Origin of the sequence: Roseovarius indicus (assembly GCF_008728195.1) — a bacterium.
GTDB classification, from domain to species: domain Bacteria; phylum Pseudomonadota; class Alphaproteobacteria; order Rhodobacterales; family Rhodobacteraceae; genus Roseovarius; species Roseovarius indicus.
Map to the genome: position 1 here is coordinate 4,754,411 of NZ_CP031598.1, position 16,779 is coordinate 4,771,189.

15 protein-coding genes are annotated in these 16,779 nt (G+C 67.8%); 7 read left to right on the forward strand and 8 right to left on the reverse strand.

All coding sequences use genetic code 11. From position 1 onward, the window contains the following. Positions 1 to 3 precede the first annotated feature (3 nt). Positions 4 to 1,584, reverse strand: a complete 1,581-nt coding sequence (locus RIdsm_RS22760; RefSeq protein ID WP_057813213.1) for a Na/Pi cotransporter family protein — start codon at positions 1,582 to 1,584, stop codon at positions 4 to 6. A gap of 202 nt (positions 1,585 to 1,786) precedes the next feature. Between RIdsm_RS22760 and RIdsm_RS22765 the strand changes: the two genes are divergently transcribed. Beyond that, complete coding sequence (locus RIdsm_RS22765) at positions 1,787 to 2,749, forward strand: Hint domain-containing protein (protein ID WP_057813211.1); 963 nt, start codon at positions 1,787 to 1,789, stop codon at positions 2,747 to 2,749. Continuing rightward, positions 2,746 to 3,264: a toxin-activating lysine-acyltransferase gene (locus RIdsm_RS22770; protein WP_057813208.1), complete on the forward strand. Its 519-nt coding sequence runs from the start codon at positions 2,746 to 2,748 to the stop codon at positions 3,262 to 3,264. The genes RIdsm_RS22765 and RIdsm_RS22770 overlap by 4 nt, the downstream gene beginning before the upstream one ends. A gap of 160 nt (positions 3,265 to 3,424) precedes the next feature. Here the strand turns inward: RIdsm_RS22770 and RIdsm_RS30255 are convergent, their stop codons facing one another. Together RIdsm_RS30255 and RIdsm_RS22780 are read right to left on the reverse strand one after the other, a co-directional pair. After that, positions 3,425 to 4,213 (reverse strand): Hint domain-containing protein, encoded by a 789-nt coding sequence (locus tag RIdsm_RS30255; protein ID WP_057813206.1) that lies wholly within the window; start codon positions 4,211 to 4,213, stop codon positions 3,425 to 3,427. Positions 4,214 to 4,370: 157 nt separating this feature from the next. Further along, the gene (locus RIdsm_RS22780) at positions 4,371 to 5,783 is read right to left on the reverse strand and encodes a hypothetical protein (protein WP_057813204.1); all 1,413 of its coding nucleotides are present in this window, start codon (positions 5,781 to 5,783) and stop codon (positions 4,371 to 4,373) included. 258 nt (positions 5,784 to 6,041) lie between these two features. Here RIdsm_RS22780 and murJ point away from each other — a divergent pair, with 258 nt between their 5' ends. Further along, positions 6,042 to 7,580, forward strand: coding sequence for a murein biosynthesis integral membrane protein MurJ (murJ, locus tag RIdsm_RS22785; protein WP_057813202.1), 1,539 nt, complete (start codon positions 6,042 to 6,044; stop codon positions 7,578 to 7,580). A 3-nt stretch (positions 7,581 to 7,583) separates the two neighbouring features. Here murJ and RIdsm_RS22790 read toward each other — a convergent pair whose 3' ends face one another. Then, a complete protein-coding gene (locus RIdsm_RS22790) occupies positions 7,584 to 8,270 on the reverse strand; it encodes a rhomboid family intramembrane serine protease (protein ID WP_057813200.1) in 687 nt (228 codons plus the stop codon). 73 nt (positions 8,271 to 8,343) lie between these two features. Between RIdsm_RS22790 and trpS the strand changes: the two genes are divergently transcribed. Next, a complete protein-coding gene (gene trpS, locus RIdsm_RS22795; protein ID WP_057813198.1) occupies positions 8,344 to 9,375 on the forward strand; it encodes a tryptophan--tRNA ligase in 1,032 nt (343 codons plus the stop codon). 799 nt (positions 9,376 to 10,174) lie between these two features. Here the strand turns inward: trpS and RIdsm_RS22805 are convergent. Further along, on the reverse strand, positions 10,175 to 10,663 hold the full coding sequence (locus RIdsm_RS22805; protein ID WP_143100392.1) for a hypothetical protein: 489 nt from the start codon (positions 10,661 to 10,663) through the stop codon (positions 10,175 to 10,177). Between the two features lie 5 nt (positions 10,664 to 10,668). Further along, complete coding sequence (locus tag RIdsm_RS22810; RefSeq protein WP_143100391.1) at positions 10,669 to 12,027, reverse strand: YadA-like family protein; 1,359 nt, start codon at positions 12,025 to 12,027, stop codon at positions 10,669 to 10,671. Between the two features lie 299 nt (positions 12,028 to 12,326). Between RIdsm_RS22810 and RIdsm_RS22815 the strand changes: the two genes are divergently transcribed. Further along, positions 12,327 to 13,076, forward strand: a complete 750-nt coding sequence (locus tag RIdsm_RS22815) for a Stf0 family sulfotransferase (protein ID WP_057813192.1) — start codon at positions 12,327 to 12,329, stop codon at positions 13,074 to 13,076. Positions 13,077 to 13,265: 189 nt separating this feature from the next. On the opposite strand, the gene RIdsm_RS22820 is transcribed toward RIdsm_RS22815, so the two are convergent. Further along, positions 13,266 to 14,030, reverse strand: a complete 765-nt coding sequence (locus tag RIdsm_RS22820; RefSeq protein ID WP_057813190.1) for a class I SAM-dependent methyltransferase — start codon at positions 14,028 to 14,030, stop codon at positions 13,266 to 13,268. A 157-nt stretch (positions 14,031 to 14,187) separates the two neighbouring features. On the opposite strand from RIdsm_RS22820, the gene RIdsm_RS22825 reads away from it, so the two are divergent. Beyond that, complete coding sequence (locus tag RIdsm_RS22825) at positions 14,188 to 14,769, forward strand: VOC family protein (protein ID WP_057813188.1); 582 nt, start codon at positions 14,188 to 14,190, stop codon at positions 14,767 to 14,769. Between the two features lie 221 nt (positions 14,770 to 14,990). On the opposite strand, the gene RIdsm_RS22830 is transcribed toward RIdsm_RS22825, so the two are convergent. Continuing rightward, entirely contained in the window at positions 14,991 to 16,070 is a 1,080-nt protein-coding gene (locus RIdsm_RS22830; protein ID WP_057813186.1) for a PLP-dependent cysteine synthase family protein, read from the reverse strand. A 203-nt stretch (positions 16,071 to 16,273) separates the two neighbouring features. Between RIdsm_RS22830 and RIdsm_RS22835 the strand changes: the two genes are divergently transcribed. Beyond that, positions 16,274 to 16,759, forward strand: a complete 486-nt coding sequence (locus RIdsm_RS22835; RefSeq protein ID WP_057813325.1) for a VOC family protein — start codon at positions 16,274 to 16,276, stop codon at positions 16,757 to 16,759. Positions 16,760 to 16,779: the final 20 nt, after the last annotated feature.

The following is a 16,779-nucleotide window of genomic DNA, read 5'->3' on the forward strand; positions in this document are numbered from 1 at the left end:
CCGCTAGGGCGCCCCCGGGCCCGCCGTCCCGGCGGCCCGGTCGTAATGCGTGATCCGCTCCACGTGATGCGTCACCCGCTTCAGCCAGCGCATCGCATCCGTCCGGTCGAACATCTCGTTCACCGTGATCAGCCCCACATGCTCGTGCAGCAGCACCGCCCGCCGGTGCCGCTTCGACCGGTGCTTCACCAACTCCTCCACCCAATCGAGCCTGTCGGCCAGCGGCCCGGCCTGCCCGGCCTCCGCCACCCGCCTCAGCAATTCGCCCAGGTACCGCGCCGGCCGTGACAGCTCCGGATCGGCCAGCACCACCGCAATCATCGACCGCACCCCAAGCCGACTGTTCAACCGCGCGAGATGGTCCAGCTGATGCAGCAACGCCGCGTTCCGCTCCTGCGCCTCCGGCCGCTTCTCCGGAATGTTGATGCGCGAGGCGAACGCCTCGATCTCCGCCAGCGCCGGCCCCGTCTTGCCCGGCAGCGCCGCCAACGCCCTTGTATCGCTCGGCACCGCCAGCGCCCGGCCCAGCGCTTCGAAACTCACCCCCGCGACCCGCCGGATACTGGCCTGCACCGCATCCATCGCCGCGCCCTCATCCTTCAGCAGCGCCTCGTCCAGCCCCGCGGTCAGCCCCGCATCCCCCTCCGGAATAAGCCGCTCCACGACCCCCGCGAAATGATGCGTCACCGGCAGGAAAAGCACCGTCCCGGCCAGGTTGAACGCCGTGTGAAACAGCACCAGCGCGGTCTGCGCCCCTGCCGCCCCCGCGACCCCGGCCAGCGCCCCGCCCCCGAAAATCAGCACCGGAAAGGCCAGCGCCGCCGTGCCCAGGTTGAAAAGCAGGTTCGCCACCGCCGTCTGCCGCATCGTCCGCGACCCGCCGACACTGGCCGCCAGCGCCGTGACCGTGGTGCCGATATTCGTGCCGATCACCATCGCCGCCGCCTGCTCGAAGCTGATGGCGCCGCTCCCAAGGAACACCAGCGCCAGCGCCATCGCCGCGCTCGAGCTTTGCATCACCACCGTGATCACCAGCCCGATCCCCGCCAGCTTCAGCTGTGCCCAGGCACCCCCCGACGGCAACCGCTCCGGCGTCAGCAGGTCGCCGAACGTCCCCGCCGCCTCCTGCATCATGTCGAGCCCCACGAACAACAGGCTCAACCCCGCCACGATCCGCCCGATCCGCGCCAGGTGCCCATGCGCCAGCAATGTCAGCAGGCTCGCCACGAACACGCCGGGCAACGCGATCGTGCCCAGGTGCAGCTTGAACCCCAGCAGCGTGATCATCCACCCCGTCACCGTGGTCCCGATATTCGCCCCGTACAGCACGCCAAGCGCATGCGGAAAACTGATAAGGCCCGCGCCCACGAATCCCACCGTCATCACCGTCGTCGCGCTCGACGACTGGATCAGCGCGGTCGCCGCCGCGCCCGACACCGTGCCCCGCAACGGCGTCGTGGTGAACCGCGACAGAAACCGCCGCAGCCGCCCGCCCGCCGCATCGCGCAGCCCCTCGGTCATGACCTTCATCCCGAACAGGAACAGGCCGATACCGCCAAGAATGAGAAGGATCTGCTCCGTCATGGTCTCAACGCTCCTGCCCCGGATTATCGCCTGAAACCAAGGCATTGCCCAGATGCGATCGACAGGTTCACCCGGCCCCGCCCCCCACCCGCCTGCGACCAATCAGCGTCGCGGTGATCAAACCACGTCGACAAAAGCCTTACGACGCGTTAATGTGCCCAAAAAATCAGCCGTTCAGAGCTGACACAGGCAGGACAGAGCAGTGGGCTACAACATCAGCGAAACCACGGGTGCCACCGGCAGTGGCACGTCCGGGGTCGATACATGGACATTCGACGTGGGCCTCACCGGCGCCGACGTCACAACCGTTTCCGGCGATTTCAACGAGGTGCCCATCGGCAGCGGCTGGAGCGAGGCCTCCCGCGGCTACGAGTTCCACGTCACGAGCGGCAGCGAATTCGGCGATCTCGAGTACAACCCCTGGACCGGCGAGTTCGAGTTCCACGTCGACCGCGACGCGATGCTGGCCTCCGGCTCCGACCAGACCATCGTCATCTCCGTCAGCGGCCGCGACAGCTCGGGCACCGACACCGACAGCATCGTCATCAACGTGACGATCTGCGTCGCCCGCGGCACCCTGATCGACACCGAAACCGGCCCCGTCCCGGTCGAAGACCTGCAAATCGGCGACAGCGTCCGCACCCTCGACGGCCCGGCCCGGCCCGTCCGCTGGATCGGCTGCCGCCACGTCTCCCCCCGCGAACTCAGCGCCGATCCCTCGCTCCGCCCGATCCGCATCGCGGCCGACACCTTCGGCCCCGGCCAGCCCGCGCGCGACCTCACCGTCTCGCCCCAGCACCGCATCCTCGTCGACGACTGGCGCGCCGAACTCTTCTTCGGCGCGCGCCAGGTGCTCGTGCCCGCCAAGGGCCTTCTCAACGATCTCACCATCCGCACCGCGCCCGCGCCCGACGGCGTCGATTATTTCCACGTCCTCTTCGACCGCCACGAGATCATGCTGACCGAGGGCCTGCCCACCGAAAGCTTCCACCCCGGCGACTACGCCCTGCGCGAACTGGGCGACGAAACCCGCGCCGAGCTCTTCAAGCTCTTCCCCGAGCTCGTCGACGGCATCGGCGCCCCCGAAACCGCCCGCATGGTCCTGCGCCCGTGGGAAAGCGCCCTCCTGCAAGACAGCGTCCCCGCCAGAAAGGTCCCGTCATGAACGCCCTCACCGACGCACGCGGCCACACCCTCCCCGATATCGAGGCCCCGTCGCCCGAGCGCCTGCGCGCCTATGGCGACATGATGTTCCTCGCCTTCCGCAGCCCCCGCCACGCGCGGATGCCGGTGGCACAGCTGCGCACCTATCTCGAACCGCCGCTGCTGCTCGGCCAGTTCCGCCTCTTCCGCTTCGACGGCGTCGCCCGCGGCCTCTACACTTGGGGCTGGCTCGACCGCGACGCCGAACGCCGCCTCATCACCGGCGAAGACCTCCGCCCCGAAGACTGGACAAGCGGCGACCGCCTCTGGATCACCGACATCATGGCCCCCTACAAGGGCCTCACCGCCTCCATGGTCCGCTGGATCATGCAGGACGGCCATTTCACCGACCGCGATTTCCACTTCCGCCGCGTCGACGACCAGAACCGCACCCGCCGCATCGTCCATATCGACTTCCGCCGCGATACCCTGTCAAAGGTCTGGTCCGAACAGGACTTCCTCGACCGGCCCGAATAAGGCGCAGCCAAAACCGCACCACGTAAGGTGGGTGCCAACCCACCAATGCCTGCCAACCCCGTTTTCTTCAAAGAAAACGGCCTGGAAAATTCCAATTTTCCAGGCCGGAATTTTGCAAAATTCCGGCAACCCGCGCCCGCGAGCCGCAGCACGCCCCCCATCATGCCTCCACGCCCCGCGCCGCCTCCGCCGCGTTTGCCGCCAGCGGCCGCACCATCTGCCGTGCCAGCCCCTGCAACGCCTCCGGAAGGCCCGCGGCCCGGATCGTCGCGTCGGTCACCAGCAGCGTCTCCGCCCAGGCCCCGTTCGCCCTGACAAGCTCATGCCGCTCCATCAGCAGGTTAAAATACCGGGCCAACCGACAGTTCGCCCGATCCGAAACGCCCGCCAGGTGCCGCAGCTTCCGTGCCGCCAAAAGCACCCTTGGCGCCGTCGCCGGCAGGCCGATGCGGTGCCCCGGCGACACCAGCAGCTCCCGCTCCGGCACCCCGCGCGCCAGCGCATGCGGTTTCAGCCGCACCGGCTTCATCGCCTGCGGCCCCGGCCCGAAATCATGGGTCGACCGGCTGACATGCCGTAACGGCTGCCAGCCCCGGTCGAACGTCCGGATCATGTCGCCGGGTGTCAGCGTCTCGATCCGCCGCGCCCCCGTCGCCGTCTCGATCAGCGTGCCGCGCAGGAAACACACCGGCGCCATCCCGAACCGAAACCGCTCGGCCCCGAGCGTGCGGTAATCCAGCCCCGCGATCCGCGTGACGGACCCATCCGGCAAGGCGATCCGCGTGCCCCACCGCCCGTCCTCGGACAGGCATCGCCGCAACGCCGCGAAATCTTTGATCCCGGCGCAATCCACCGCGATCACGTCACGCTCCGACATGCCATGGATGATCCTGTCGCCGCCCGCGCCCACGACAAAGACAGTCGCCGCCGCGCCTTCGATATCCGCCATGCCCCTCTCCGATCCGGTTCCGGGCCGCAGCATCGCCGACAGGTCTTAAGAAACCGTTCCCGACCGGCGCCACGGCCCCGGCGGCACTCCCGCACCGACGTAATACCGACAAAATACCGACGTTATACCGACGTCGCAAAAGCCGCAAAAAAACGGCTCATTCCGTGCTGCTGCCAAAGACGATATCGCCCTCGTCCACATCCGCCGGGTCCACACCCCGCAACTGGATCGTCACGGTAATCTCCTCGCTCTCGCCGCGGTTGTTCAGCGCCGTGCCGTAATCCAGCACCACCAGCGTGCCGCCATCCCCGTCGCTGGTGATGTCGAACCCCTCCGGCTCCTCTTCCGAATCCACCAGAAGCGTATCCTCGCCCGGCGTGTAATCGTTGATGATCACATGCGGATCGTCGGCAAAGACCGACACGATATCCAGCGTCTCGTCGTCCCAGATATCCCCCGACCGGTCGCCCAGGTCGTCGACCTTCACCTCGAACTGGTCCGCCCCGCCATAGCCGATCATCCGCGCGGCGCCGAGATCGGCCGGCTGGCTCCCGTCGGGGCTGTTGGTCACGCCATAGTAATCCTCCTGCCCGATCACCGCCTGCAACACGCTGTCATCCTGCCCGCCGACAATGTCGACGCCGGTGTTGCCCTGCACGAAATCGCTGCCGGTATTGCCCTCGACATAGGTCCGTTCCGGCGCCGGCTCGCCCGGCATCCGCACCGTGTCGGCCCGCCCAATCACCCGGTCGTCGCCCGCACCGCCGGCCCCTTCCGAACCGCCATCGACGAAGATCTCGTCATTGCCGGCCCCGCCGGCCACAGACGACCCGTCAGTGCCGAAAAGCGTGTCATTCCCGGCATCACCCGTCAGCCGGCTGTTCGTGCCCTCCAGCGTGTCATCGCCCAGCCCGCCCCTTATGGTGGCATCCGCGGCGGTCATCATGTCGTCGCCGTCGCCGCCCCGGTGCTCGCCGCCATCCAGCGCCTCGATCGTGTCGTTGCCGTCGCCGCCGAACAGGTCGCCCCCGGCCTCCGAGATCATCAGGTCGTCGCCAGCCCCGCCATCGGTCTGCGCCGAGCCCTGGCTGATCATCACGTCATCCCCGCCCAGCCCGCGCATGGGCGTATCGCCCGGCGCGGTCATCCAGTCGGGGCCCTGCGTGCCCGACACCGTCGCCGGCCCCACGGCCTCGATCACGTTATACCCATCCGTCGGATCCTCCGGACCGGGCTCCGGGTCCGTGTCGGGATCCGTATCAGGGTCAGGGTCCGTATTAGGATCGGTATCGGGATCCGGTTCCGTATCGGGGTCGCCATCCGTATCGGGGTCCGTATCGGGGTCCTCATCAGGGTCCGTATCGGGACCCTCGTCAGGGTCCGAGTCGGGGTCTTCATCCGGGTCCGGCTCGTCCTCCCCGCCCGTGATACGGTCGAGAAAGTCGCCGTTAACCTCTCCCGGCCCATCCTCCGGGCCCTGGGCCGGCGCCGGGTCGTCATCGTCGCCCCAGAACTCCGACACGATAAGCCCGACACAGGCGAAGGAAAGTATTCCGAAAAATGCAAGCATGACAAAGCCCCCCGGCAAAATATGCGGGTCATGTTAGCCATTAACCACTTGTTAACTATAGTTAAAAATCCCCTAACTGTTTCCAGAATCGCCACAGTAAAGGCCGCACGGCCCCCATTGCGTCACCAGCCGACACATTGACGCCCGATCTCCCCTCCGGCACCCGGACGCCACGGCCCCTCGCCGGCTCTTCCCCCGTCCCGGGCAATCCGCTACTCCTCGTCCGAAACCACGCCCAACCCCAGAGGCAAGCAGCACATGAAACCCATCCGCCTTCTCTCCGGCATTCTCACGGTCGGCGGCTGGACCCTCATGAGCCGCATCCTCGGCTTCGTCCGCGACGTGCTGATCGCGGGCTTCCTCGGGCCCGGCATCCTGATGGATGCCTATGTCGCGGCCTTCCGCCTGCCCAACATGTTCCGCCGTTTCTTCGCAGAAGGGGCCTTCAACGCGGCCTTCGTGCCGATGTTCTCCAAGCGGCTCGAGGCCGACGAGAATCCCGAAGCCTTCGCCAGCCTCGCCCTCTCCGGCCTCAGCCTCGTGCTGCTGACCCTTACGGCCCTGTCGATGATCTTCATGCCGGTGCTGGTCTACGCCACGGCCGAGGGCTTCTACGGCGACGCCCGCTTCGACGTCACGGTCGAGTATGGCCGCATCGTCTTCCCCTACATCTTCTTCATCTCGCTGGCCGCCCTCCTGTCGGGCGTGCTCAACGCCACCGGCCGCTTCGCGGCGGCGGCGGCGGCGCCGGTCGTGCTGAACGTGCTGCTGGTCACGGCCATGACCGTGGCCTGGATCATGGGCGGGCCGGTGGCCCAGGCCCTGATCTGGACCATTCCCTTCGCCGGCATCGCCCAGCTTGCCCTCGTCTGGGCCGCGGCCGACCGGGCGGGCATCCGCGTCCGGCCCGTGCGGCCCCGCTGGACGCCCGAGATGAAGCACCTCGTCAGCGTCGCGGTGCCCGCCGCGCTCGCGGGCGGCGTCGTTCAGATCAACCTGCTGGTGGGCCAGCTCGTCGCCTCGAACTACGAAAAGGCCGTCAGCTGGCTCTACTCCGCCGACCGGCTCTACCAACTCCCCCTCGGCGTGGTCGGCATCGCGGTGGGTATCGTGCTGCTCCCCGACCTCTCCCGCCGCCTCAAGGCGGGCGACGACACCGGCGCCCGCAATGCGCTTTCCCGCGCGGGCGAGCTGTCTCTCGCACTCACCATCCCCTGTGCCATCGCGCTGATGATCATCCCCCTGCCGCTCGTCTCGGTGCTCTTCGAACGCGGCGCCTTCGGCCCCGACGACACCGCCGCCACGGCGCTGGCCGTCGCCATCTACGGCCTCGGCCTGCCCGCCTTCGTCCTGCAGAAAATCCTGCAACCGGTCTTCTTCGCCCGCGAAGACACCAAGAGCCCCTTCCGCTTCGCCCTCGTCGCCATGGTGGTGAACGCCGTCCTCGCGGTCGGCCTCTCCTTCGCCATCGGCTGGCTCGCGGCCGCCATCGCCACCACGGCGGCGGCCTGGGTCATGGTCTGGCAACTCGCCCGCGGCGGCCGCGCCTTCGGCAAGGTCGCCCGGTTCGACGACCGCTTCCGCCGCCGCATCTGGCGCATCATCGCCGCCTCGGTGCTGATGGGGGTCGTGCTCTGGGCGGTCTCGGCCCTGCTCACCCCGCTTTTCGGGCTGGGCGGCTGGCGCTGGCTGGCGCTGCTGGCCCTGCTCGCCGCCGGCACCGTGGCCTATGCCCTCTCGGGCCAGCTCCTCGGCGCCTTCCGCCTGTCGGAGTTCAAGGAGGCCATGCGCCGCTGAGCCTCACGAATGCCTGAGCTTCTCGCGCAGCCGCCGCAACCCGCCGGGCACCAGCAGGAAGGTCAGGAAGAAGCCCACCACGAACCCCGCCACCTCGGCAATCCACATCGGCCCGCCCCCGAACAGCACGCCGAAGACAAGCTGCAACCCCAGCAGGATACCGATCAGCGTGAAGGCCCGCCATTGCTGCGCCCCCACCTGCCCCAGCTGCAACCACAGCAGACAGGTGAACCCGCCAATCAGCCCGTACACCCCCGGGAAGGCCCCGATCAGCCCCGGCCCGTCGGGCATCACCAGCCCGAACACCACCGCCCCCAGCGCCGAGGACAGCAGGAACAGCACCAGCACCGACCACTGGCTGATCCGCTCGCCCACGAACTTGCCCAGCGCCAGCACCATCACGGCGGCAAACAGCATATGGGTGAAACTGCCATGCACGAAGGGGTACGTGACGACCCCCAGCGCATAGTCGGGCCGAACGATCCCGTTCTCCAGCATCCACGCGAAAGCCCGGTTCGAAAACCCGAAATCCTGGATCGCCTGCGCCCGCCAGCCCACGGCCTGCGCCCCGCCGATGATCCCCCGCGACCCAAGCGAAAACGCCGCCTCAACCAGCGCCATGATCAGCACCAGCAGCATCACCATGGGCGGCAAGGGGTTCACGGGGCTCTGGGGGTCGGTGTGGCGCATGTCTGCTCTCCTTGACGCGATGCGCGCCCAGAAGTAAGCGAGGCGGACACGGAATTCCAGACGGAGCCATCCCATGACCGAGCCCACGACCGAGGTGCTCCACACACCGCGCGTATTCTCGGGCATCCAGCCCACCGGCAACCTGCATCTTGGCAACTACCTCGGCGCCCTCAAGCGCTTCGTGGACAGCCAGGAGGAAGGGATCAGCTCGATCTTCTGCATGGTCGACCTCCACGCCATCACCGTCTGGCAGGAGCCCGAAGACCTGCGCCACGCCACCCGCGAGCTGGCGGCGGGCTTCATCGCGTCGGGCATCGACCCGACGAAGTCGATCCTCTTCAACCAGAGCCAGGTGCCCGAGCACACCCAGATGGCCTGGGTCTTCAACTGCGTCGCCCGCATGGGCTGGATGAAGCGGATGACCCAGTTCAAGGACAAGGCCGGCAAGAACGCCGAGAACGCCTCACTCGGCCTCTTCGGCTACCCGGCGCTGATGGCGGCCGACATCCTCGTCTACCACGCCACCCACGTGCCGGTGGGCGAAGACCAGAAACAGCACCTCGAGCTGACCCAGGAAATCGCCCGCAAGTTCAACCACGACTACGCGACCGAGTTCTTCCCCGTCACCAAGCCGGTCATCGAAGGCGCGGCCACCCGGGTGATGAGCCTGCGCGACGGGTCGAAGAAAATGTCGAAATCCGACCCCTCCGACATGTCCCGCATCAACCTCACCGACGATGCCGACACCATCGCCAGGAAGATCCGCAAGGCCAAGACCGACCCCGAGCCGCTGCCCTCCGAGAAAGGCCCGCTCGACGACCGGCCCGAGGCCCGCAACCTCGTCAACATCTACGCGGCGCTGGCCGACATGAGCATCGACCAGGTGCTCGCCGATCACGGCGGCAAACCCTTCTCCGAGTTCAAGCCGGCGCTGGCCGACCTCGCCGTCGACCGCCTCGCGCCCATCTCGACCGAGATGTCGCGCCTGATGGAAGACGTCTCCGAGATCGACCGCATCCTCGCCGACGGCGCCGCCCGCGCCCGCCAGATCGCCGCGCCGATCCTGCAGAAGACCTACCAGATCATCGGGATGGTCGGGGCCTGAAGGGCCCCGACCGGGGTCCGTTTTCCGCACAGAAAACGGGATAGAAAATGCGCATTTTCTATCCCGGAATTTTCGAAAATTCCGGATCCGCCCCACCCGACCCGGCATGAAAATCCTGACCGTCACCCACGCCCCTTGCTGGCCATGAAACCGGTTGCCGGTCAGGCACGGCCTGACAGCCGCCGGACGGCTCCGACAGCCACGTCATCCTTCAACTTGCCAATCACGGCGGCAAACCGTTCTCCAAGTTCAAGCCGGCGCTCGCAGACCTCACCGTCGACCGGGATGTCCCGCGCGATGGAAGACGTCACCGAAATCGACCACATCCTCGCCAATGGCGCCGCCCGCGCCCGTCAGCTCGCCTCGCCGATCCTCCAGAAGACGTAATCCAGCAGATGGTCGGGGCCTGACCAGGCCCCGACCGGGGTCCGTTTTCCGCGCGGAAAACGGAATAGAAAATGCGCATTTTCTATCCCGGAATTTTCGAAAATTCCGGGCACCTCCCCTCAGCTGGTCGATGCGGAAGACGACCGGGACAAGGCGCTGGGCCTCGCCCGAATTCACCCCGGGATCGACGGTCAGGCCCATGGCGGCTGGGGCCGCGGCCCCTTTGCCAGGTCCATCTCGGAGACATACGCGTCATGCCCGATGGCGATCCGGTCCGGCGGGCCCCGCTTGCCGCGGTGTCGTCCCTCGCACCCATGGCATCGATCCAGACCGCCCCGACACAGGCTCACCGCCATCGCCAGGGCCGCCTCGGGTCCGGTCACTCATCGCCCAGATCCAAGCGCCGCGCTCCCTACTCCTGTCCGGTCTCGGCGCCCGGGTCCGCCTCATCTTCCAACGCCGCAATCGCCAGCGCATAAATCTTCCACGCCCCTTCGGCATATTGAAAATACAGCTCGAAAGAGATCCCCTCCGGCCGCCCCGGAAAACGGCCTTTCACCTCGTAGAGCCCGGTCTCCGTCAGCCCTGGCTCCTCCGAATACACCGGGTTCGACAGCACCACCCTTGCGAGCCCCAGATCCCTTGCCCGGATCGAGGCAAAGACCACGGCCAGCTTCGCCGGGTCATTCGCACTCCGGAAATCCGGCGCGCCCAGATCCCGAAGCACCGCGTAATTGCCCGTCCGGTTCGCATGGTCCACCGCGATCAGCGTCGACCACACCAACCTGGCCGTCTCTGCCCGGCCCGGCGGCGACGGCGCCTCCTCCTGCGCCACCGCCACCTGCGCCAGCAGGAACGCCACCAGCGCCACCAACCACGGCGCCCGCGCTCTCCGGCGCATCTCCGTCACCAGCTGAACGTCATGCCAAGCCGCCCGCCCACGGTGTCCCTGTCGAACCCGTAGGCCAGCCCGGCATCGAACTGCGCGCTCGGGCTGATCCTGAAAGCGCCCGACAGTGCAAAGGCCGACGACCCGTCGAAGAAGCCCAAGCCCCCGCCCAGCGCAAAGGTCTCCGACGGCGGCACGTAAGGCACGTCGAGCGCCATCGCCATCGCCACGCCCTCGCGGTTCCGGTCCACGTCCCGCCGCAGACCCGGTAACGCCGCGGCGGCCGAGAACAACGCGCCCCCGTCGGTGGCAAGGTTGCCCGCCGCGTCGCTCGTCACCACCTGCACCGGGCCCGTCTGTGCCGCGGCACTGGCGGCCGAGGTGATCCCGGGCGCGGTATAGGTATGCGCCGCCGTCCCGAACATCACCTGGTTGTCCCGCGTGGTCGCGGCATCGGCACCGAGGGCGACAGAGTTGGCATGACCCGCCACCGCCTGCCGCCCGATCGCCACCGAGTCCGTCGCCGAGGCCGAGGCGCTCGACCCGACCGCCACCGAATCCTCGCCGATGGCCAGCGCGCCGATGCCGCTGCCCGGGGCAGTGCCGCCAATCGCGATGGCCCCGGCCGCGCCGGCATTGGCAACGCCGCCCACCGCGACGGACCGGGGCGAATTGGCCGCCGCGTCGCCGCCGATCGCCACGGCATAATCGGCAGCAGCCCGCGTGCCAAACCCGTTACCGTTGGGATCCCCGCCGATGGCGACCGACGCCACCCCGTTCGCTTCCACGTTGTTGCCGATGGCCACGGCGTCATTGCTCGTGGCAAAGGCCTCCGCGCCCACGGCCACCGCGCCCGGCCCCGATGTCAGGCTGTCCGCACCAATCGCCACCGACCGCGCCCCGCCGGCCCGCGCGCCAAGGCCGTTGCCGTCCACGTCGCTGCCCATGGCCACCGCGCCTGTGGCCACGGCCTCTGCCTCGAAGCCGACGGCAACGGTCTGCCCCGCGGCCGCCTGCGCTTCGCTGCCGACCGCCACGGCATAATCGCTCAGGGCCTGGGCCCCGATCGTATTGCCATCGGGATCGCCCCCGACGGCCACAGAGCCCAAACCGCGCGCCTCCGACCGGTTGCCGACCGCCACCGCCTCCGAAGCCCCGGTGAACGCCCGCGGGCCACAGGCCGTCGCCGTGACCAGGCCGCTGTCATTGGCCAACCCCGTCGTGTCGACGCCCGTGTCAGCCAGGTTGTTGTTGTTCGTGTCCAACAGGCATTCCAGCGCATCCGCCGGCCCGCCCGACACGCCCAGCGCCAGCACCGCCAGCGCCGTAAACCCCATACCACCGCCTTTACCGAAACCCCGAACCCATCCGATCATGGTCCATTCCCTCCCTGAACCCGATATCCGACAACCCGCCCGGCCCAAGGGGCGCCGGTACGCCCCCGCAACACCGGCCCCCGCAACCACGGGTTGATAGACTCACGTTAGCGTGGTCCCGGCTTTACCCTACGAAAACTTCTCCGTCCCGAACCAACCGGCAAGACTTTGCCGGCGCCGGCCCGTCCCGCCTGCGTGCCGCCCCGACGGGAGCGCTTGAACCCCCGACGGTCCCGGCGGATACTTCCCCGAAACACCTTTCCCGCCAGCGCGGCCCCGCACGAACAGGAGCATCGACAGTGCGCGCCTACATCCTCTGCGGCACGCCCCGCACCGGCAGCACCCTTCTCTGCGGCCTGCTCACCGATCACGGGCTCGGCGCGCCGCACTCCTTCTACCGCCGCCAGAACATCACCGAATGGGCCGAAGATTGGGGCCTGCCCCCGCGCGACACGATGGGCGAAACCGCTTTCCAGCGCGCCTATCTCGCCGCCGCCATCGCCGAGGGAAAAGGCGGCACCCCCATCTTCGGCTTCCGCCTGATGAAGGAAAACCTGTCCGAACTCTCGGCCATCCTCGACACGCTCTACCCCGGCCTGCCGTCAGACCGGGCCCGCCTCGAACACGCCTTCGGCCCGGTCCTCTACCTGCACGTCTCGCGGGATGACAAGCTGGCCCAGGCCATCTCCCTCGTCCGCGCCCGGCAATCCGGCCTCTGGCACCGCGCCCCCGACGGCACCGAGATCGAACGCCTCGCCCCGCCCCGGCCGCCCGTCTACGATTTCGACCGTCTCTCCGCCACGCTGGCCGAGCTCGAAGCGCATGACGCCGACTGGCACCGCTGGTTCGCCGCGGAAGGGATCGACCCCCTGTCACTCACCTACGAAACCCTCGTGGAGAACCCCGCCGCCGCCCTCGCCCGCATCTGCGACGCGCTCGGCCAGCCCGCACCCGACCCGGCCACCGTTATACCGGCCACCGCCCGCCTCTCCGATGCCGTGAACGAAAGCTGGGCAGCCCGGTTCAGACAGGACGTCGCAGAACGCTAGGATGGTCAGTCAATTTCCCCGCGCGGAACCAAGGGCTTCAGCCCGGCGCGCATCGCAGGGCCGCCCCGCCGATCCGGCGATTTGGCAAGTGGCCGCCACGCTCGCTGGTGTCATCCTGACGTGGCCGCCATAAAGCGCCAGGCCAATTCCGTCGGATCGCCGCACCACGGCCCAGCGATGCGCGGCGCCTCACCCCTTCCGCAGCCACCAGACATGCTCCGCCGGGAAATCCCGCGACCACTCCGCCGGTATCCCGAACTCCTCGCCCGACGCCCCTTCGGGCGCATAGACCTCCCGCAAGCCCTCGACGACAAACCCGATCTCCAGGAACAGCGTGATCCAGTCCGAAAAACTCAGGGAATACTCGATCCCGCCCGGGTCGATCTCCACCTGCGTCCAGTCCACCCGCCCCATGCCGCGATACGGCCGATGCAGCACCCGCTCGCACGCCGCCCCGTTCAACGGCGTCGTCAGGTAGACGAAGGGATGATGCCCCAGGAACACCAACTGCCCCCCGGGGCGCAGCACCCGCCACGCCTCGCGCAGCCACACCTGCGGATCGCACCAGATCGCGGCGCCATATTCCGAAATGGCAAAATCGAACGCCCCGTCGGCAAAGGGCAGCGCCTCGGCGTTGCCCTCCTCGAAGCGGATATCGACGCCATGCTCCCCCGCCAGCCGCCGTGCCGTGGCCAGTTGCCCCGCCGACACGTCGATCGCCGAAACCCTTGCTCCGCGCCGCGCCATCCAGGCCGAGACATAGCCCGTCCCACAGCCCAGCTCGACGGCCTCCATGCCCGCCATATCCCCGGGCAGCATTCCAAGCTCGCGCTCGGGCACGCCCCAGATCCCCCAGTAGGGCGCATCGCTGGCCCAGGCCTCTTCGCCCATCGTGACCCACTCGTCCGCCATGGCGTTCCAGTGGTCGCGGTTGAGTTCCACATGCTTTTCCATGGCCCGAACCCTACCCCCGCCGCGCCCCTTGGCAAGCGCAATCGCCAGCCACCTTCGCACCCGCGCACCATCCCCCCTTGACCGGCGCAGACACCCACCCCTTGCCGCACAGCCCACAGGCGCCATACTTGACCCCAAGCCACAGGAGGAGCCAGCCATGCACAAACTTCAGGTCCAGGGCGTACACCACATCACGCTCACCGGCGCCGATCGCCAGACATCCATCGACTTCTGGGAAGGCGTGCTCGGCATGCCCTTCATCTTCGATCAGCCCAACCTCGACGACCCCGACGAAGGCCATCTCTATTTCGACCCGGGCGACGGGCGGCTCATCACCGTCTTCACCAACGAGAAACGCAAGCCCGTCCACAAGCGCACCCCCACCGATCCTGGCTGCGTCCACCACCTCGCCCTCAATGTCAGCCACGCGACCTTCTCGCAGGTGGCCGAGCGGCTCGACGCCCGCGGCATCCCCCATTCCGGGCCAAAGGACCGCGGCTTCATGGATTCGATCTATTTCAAGGATCCGCTCGGCTTCCTGATCGAACTCGCCTGCTACCGGTTCGAACCGCCCCGCGGCTGCTCCCATGCCGACGTGATGATCGAAGCCCACCGCGACCGCGTCGCCCTTGGCGATTACAACATCCAGGAAAAACACCTCGCCCACGCCATCGAGCGGCTTGTCCACCGCACGCAAGCCAGCCTCTCAGGCGACCGCGAACCGAAGAACCCGTACTGAGCGTGAAGGCCGGAATTTTCGAAAATTCCGGCCAATCTTCTTCACAGAAGATTGGAGGCACTCCGCCCCCAACCCCGTGCCACCCGGAATCTTCCAAGATTCCGGGTAATTTTCTTCGAAGAAAATTACGCGCCCAGCATGACCCGGGTGACAAGTCCTTCGCCCGGCGCGATGGGCTTACTCGTAGGGTGGGTGCCAACCCACCACACCCCACGCAAAGATCACCCCATCTGGTACCCCGGCGTCGACTTGGAAATCGCCTCTTCCTCCTCGCTCATATCCTCCGGGATATCCTCGAACAAAGGCGTCGTCATGTACCGCTCCCCGGTATCCGGCAGCATCGCCAAAATCACCGTCCCGGGCTCGGCCGTCTCGGCCAGCTTCATGGCAATCGCAAAGGTCGACCCGCCGGACACGCCGGTAAAGATCCCCTCCTTCGCCGCCAGCTTCTTCGCCCAGGCAATCCCTTCCGGCCCCGGCACCGGGATCAGGTCGTCGTAAAGACCGTTGTCGATCGCCTCCTGCAACACCAGCGGGATGAAATCCGGCGTCCAGCCCTGGATGGGGTGCGGCTCGAATGCCGGGTGGCTCACCGCCGGCTGGCCCTTGTCGTCGCGCTCCTGCGCCGTCCCGCTGCCCACAAGCGCGGCATTCGCCGGCTCCGACAGCACGATCTTCGTCTCCGGCCGTTCTTTTTTCAGCACCCGGCCCAGGCCCGTCACCGTGCCGCCCGTGCCATAGCCCGTCACCACGTAATCCAGCCGGTGCCCGTCGAAATCCGCCATGATCTCGCGCGCCGTGGTCATCTCGTGGATGTCGGCATTGGCCTCGGTCTCGAACTGGTGCGCCAGGAACCAGCCATTCGCCTCGGCCAGCTCCACCGCCTTCTGGTACATGCCAAAGCCCTTCTGCGCCCGCGGCGTCAGAACCACCTTCGCGCCCAGCATCCGCATCAGCCGCCGCCGCTCGATCGAGAAACTGTCGGCCATCGTCACCACCAGCGGATAGCCCTTCGCGGCACAGACCATCGCCAGCCCGATGCCGGTGTTCCCGCTCGTGGCCTCGACCACGGTCTGCCCGGGCTTGAGCGATCCGTCCCGCTCCGCCGCCTCGATGATGCTCACCGCCAGCCGGTCCTTGACCGACGCGGCCGGGTTGAACGCCTCGGCCTTCACGTAAACCTCCACCCCCTCGGGCGCGAGGTTGTTCACCCGGATCACCGGCGTATCGCCGATCGTCTCGATCACGCTGTCGTAAAGCTTGCCACGCCCTTGCGTGCTGCGGGTTCCGTCCTTGGCCATGAATCCTCTCCCTTGAAATCTCCTGACACTGTCCGCCACAGCCTAGCACGGCCCACCCCATCCATGCTGCCTTTTCTCGTCGCCGGACACGGAACACCGTTCCGTGCAACGGCGCACAGCGGTGGATCGTATTCCGGCAATTGCGCGGGCCGGCCCCCCGCGCCTATCTTCCCTGCCAACAGATCACCGAAAGGCCCGACGCCATGACAGCCCCCGTCCACCCCGCCGCCCGCATCGGCCACGTTCACCTCAAGGTCGCCGACCTCGACCGTGCCATCGCCTTCTATTCCGGCGTCCTCGGCTTCGAGCTGCAACAGCGCTACGGCCGCGGCGCCGCCTTCCTGTCGGCCGGCGGCTACCACCACCATATCGGCCTCAACACCTGGGAATCGCTGGGCGCCACACCCCCACCACCGGGCCATACCGGCCTCTACCACACCGCCTTCCTCTACCCCGACCGCGCCCAGCTGGCCGATGCGCTCCGCCGCGTGGTCGATGCCGGCATTCCGCTTGACGGTGCCGCCGATCACGGCGTGAGCGAGGCGCTCTACCTCACCGATCCCGACGGCAACGGCGTCGAGCTCTACCGCGACCGGCCCGAGGCGGAATGGCCCCGCGACGCAGACGGCACCCTCGCCATGACAAACGCCCCGCTCGACCTCGACGCGCTCCTGGCCGAGGCGCCCTGATCCCCGGCGCCCGGCCCGGG

Coding starts and splice junctions, on each gene's coding strand:
- RIdsm_RS22760 (WP_057813213.1), bottom strand. CDS start 1,584: ATGACGGAGCAGATCCTTCTCATTCTTGGCGGTATCGGCCTGTTCCTG.
- RIdsm_RS22770 (WP_057813208.1), top strand. CDS start 2,746: ATGAACGCCCTCACCGACGCACGCGGCCACACCCTCCCCGATATCGAG.
- RIdsm_RS30255 (WP_057813206.1), bottom strand. CDS start 4,213: ATGGCGGATATCGAAGGCGCGGCGGCGACTGTCTTTGTCGTGGGCGCG.
- RIdsm_RS22780 (WP_057813204.1), bottom strand. CDS start 5,783: ATGCTTGCATTTTTCGGAATACTTTCCTTCGCCTGTGTCGGGCTTATC.
- murJ (WP_057813202.1), top strand. CDS start 6,042: ATGAAACCCATCCGCCTTCTCTCCGGCATTCTCACGGTCGGCGGCTGG.
- RIdsm_RS22790 (WP_057813200.1), bottom strand. CDS start 8,270: ATGCGCCACACCGACCCCCAGAGCCCCGTGAACCCCTTGCCGCCCATG.
- trpS (WP_057813198.1), top strand. CDS start 8,344: ATGACCGAGCCCACGACCGAGGTGCTCCACACACCGCGCGTATTCTCG.
- RIdsm_RS22805 (WP_143100392.1), bottom strand. CDS start 10,663: ATGCGCCGGAGAGCGCGGGCGCCGTGGTTGGTGGCGCTGGTGGCGTTC.
- RIdsm_RS22810 (WP_143100391.1), bottom strand. CDS start 12,027: ATGATCGGATGGGTTCGGGGTTTCGGTAAAGGCGGTGGTATGGGGTTT.
- RIdsm_RS22820 (WP_057813190.1), bottom strand. CDS start 14,030: ATGGAAAAGCATGTGGAACTCAACCGCGACCACTGGAACGCCATGGCG.
- RIdsm_RS22825 (WP_057813188.1), top strand. CDS start 14,188: ATGCACAAACTTCAGGTCCAGGGCGTACACCACATCACGCTCACCGGC.
- RIdsm_RS22830 (WP_057813186.1), bottom strand. CDS start 16,070: ATGGCCAAGGACGGAACCCGCAGCACGCAAGGGCGTGGCAAGCTTTAC.
- RIdsm_RS22835 (WP_057813325.1), top strand. CDS start 16,274: ATGACAGCCCCCGTCCACCCCGCCGCCCGCATCGGCCACGTTCACCTC.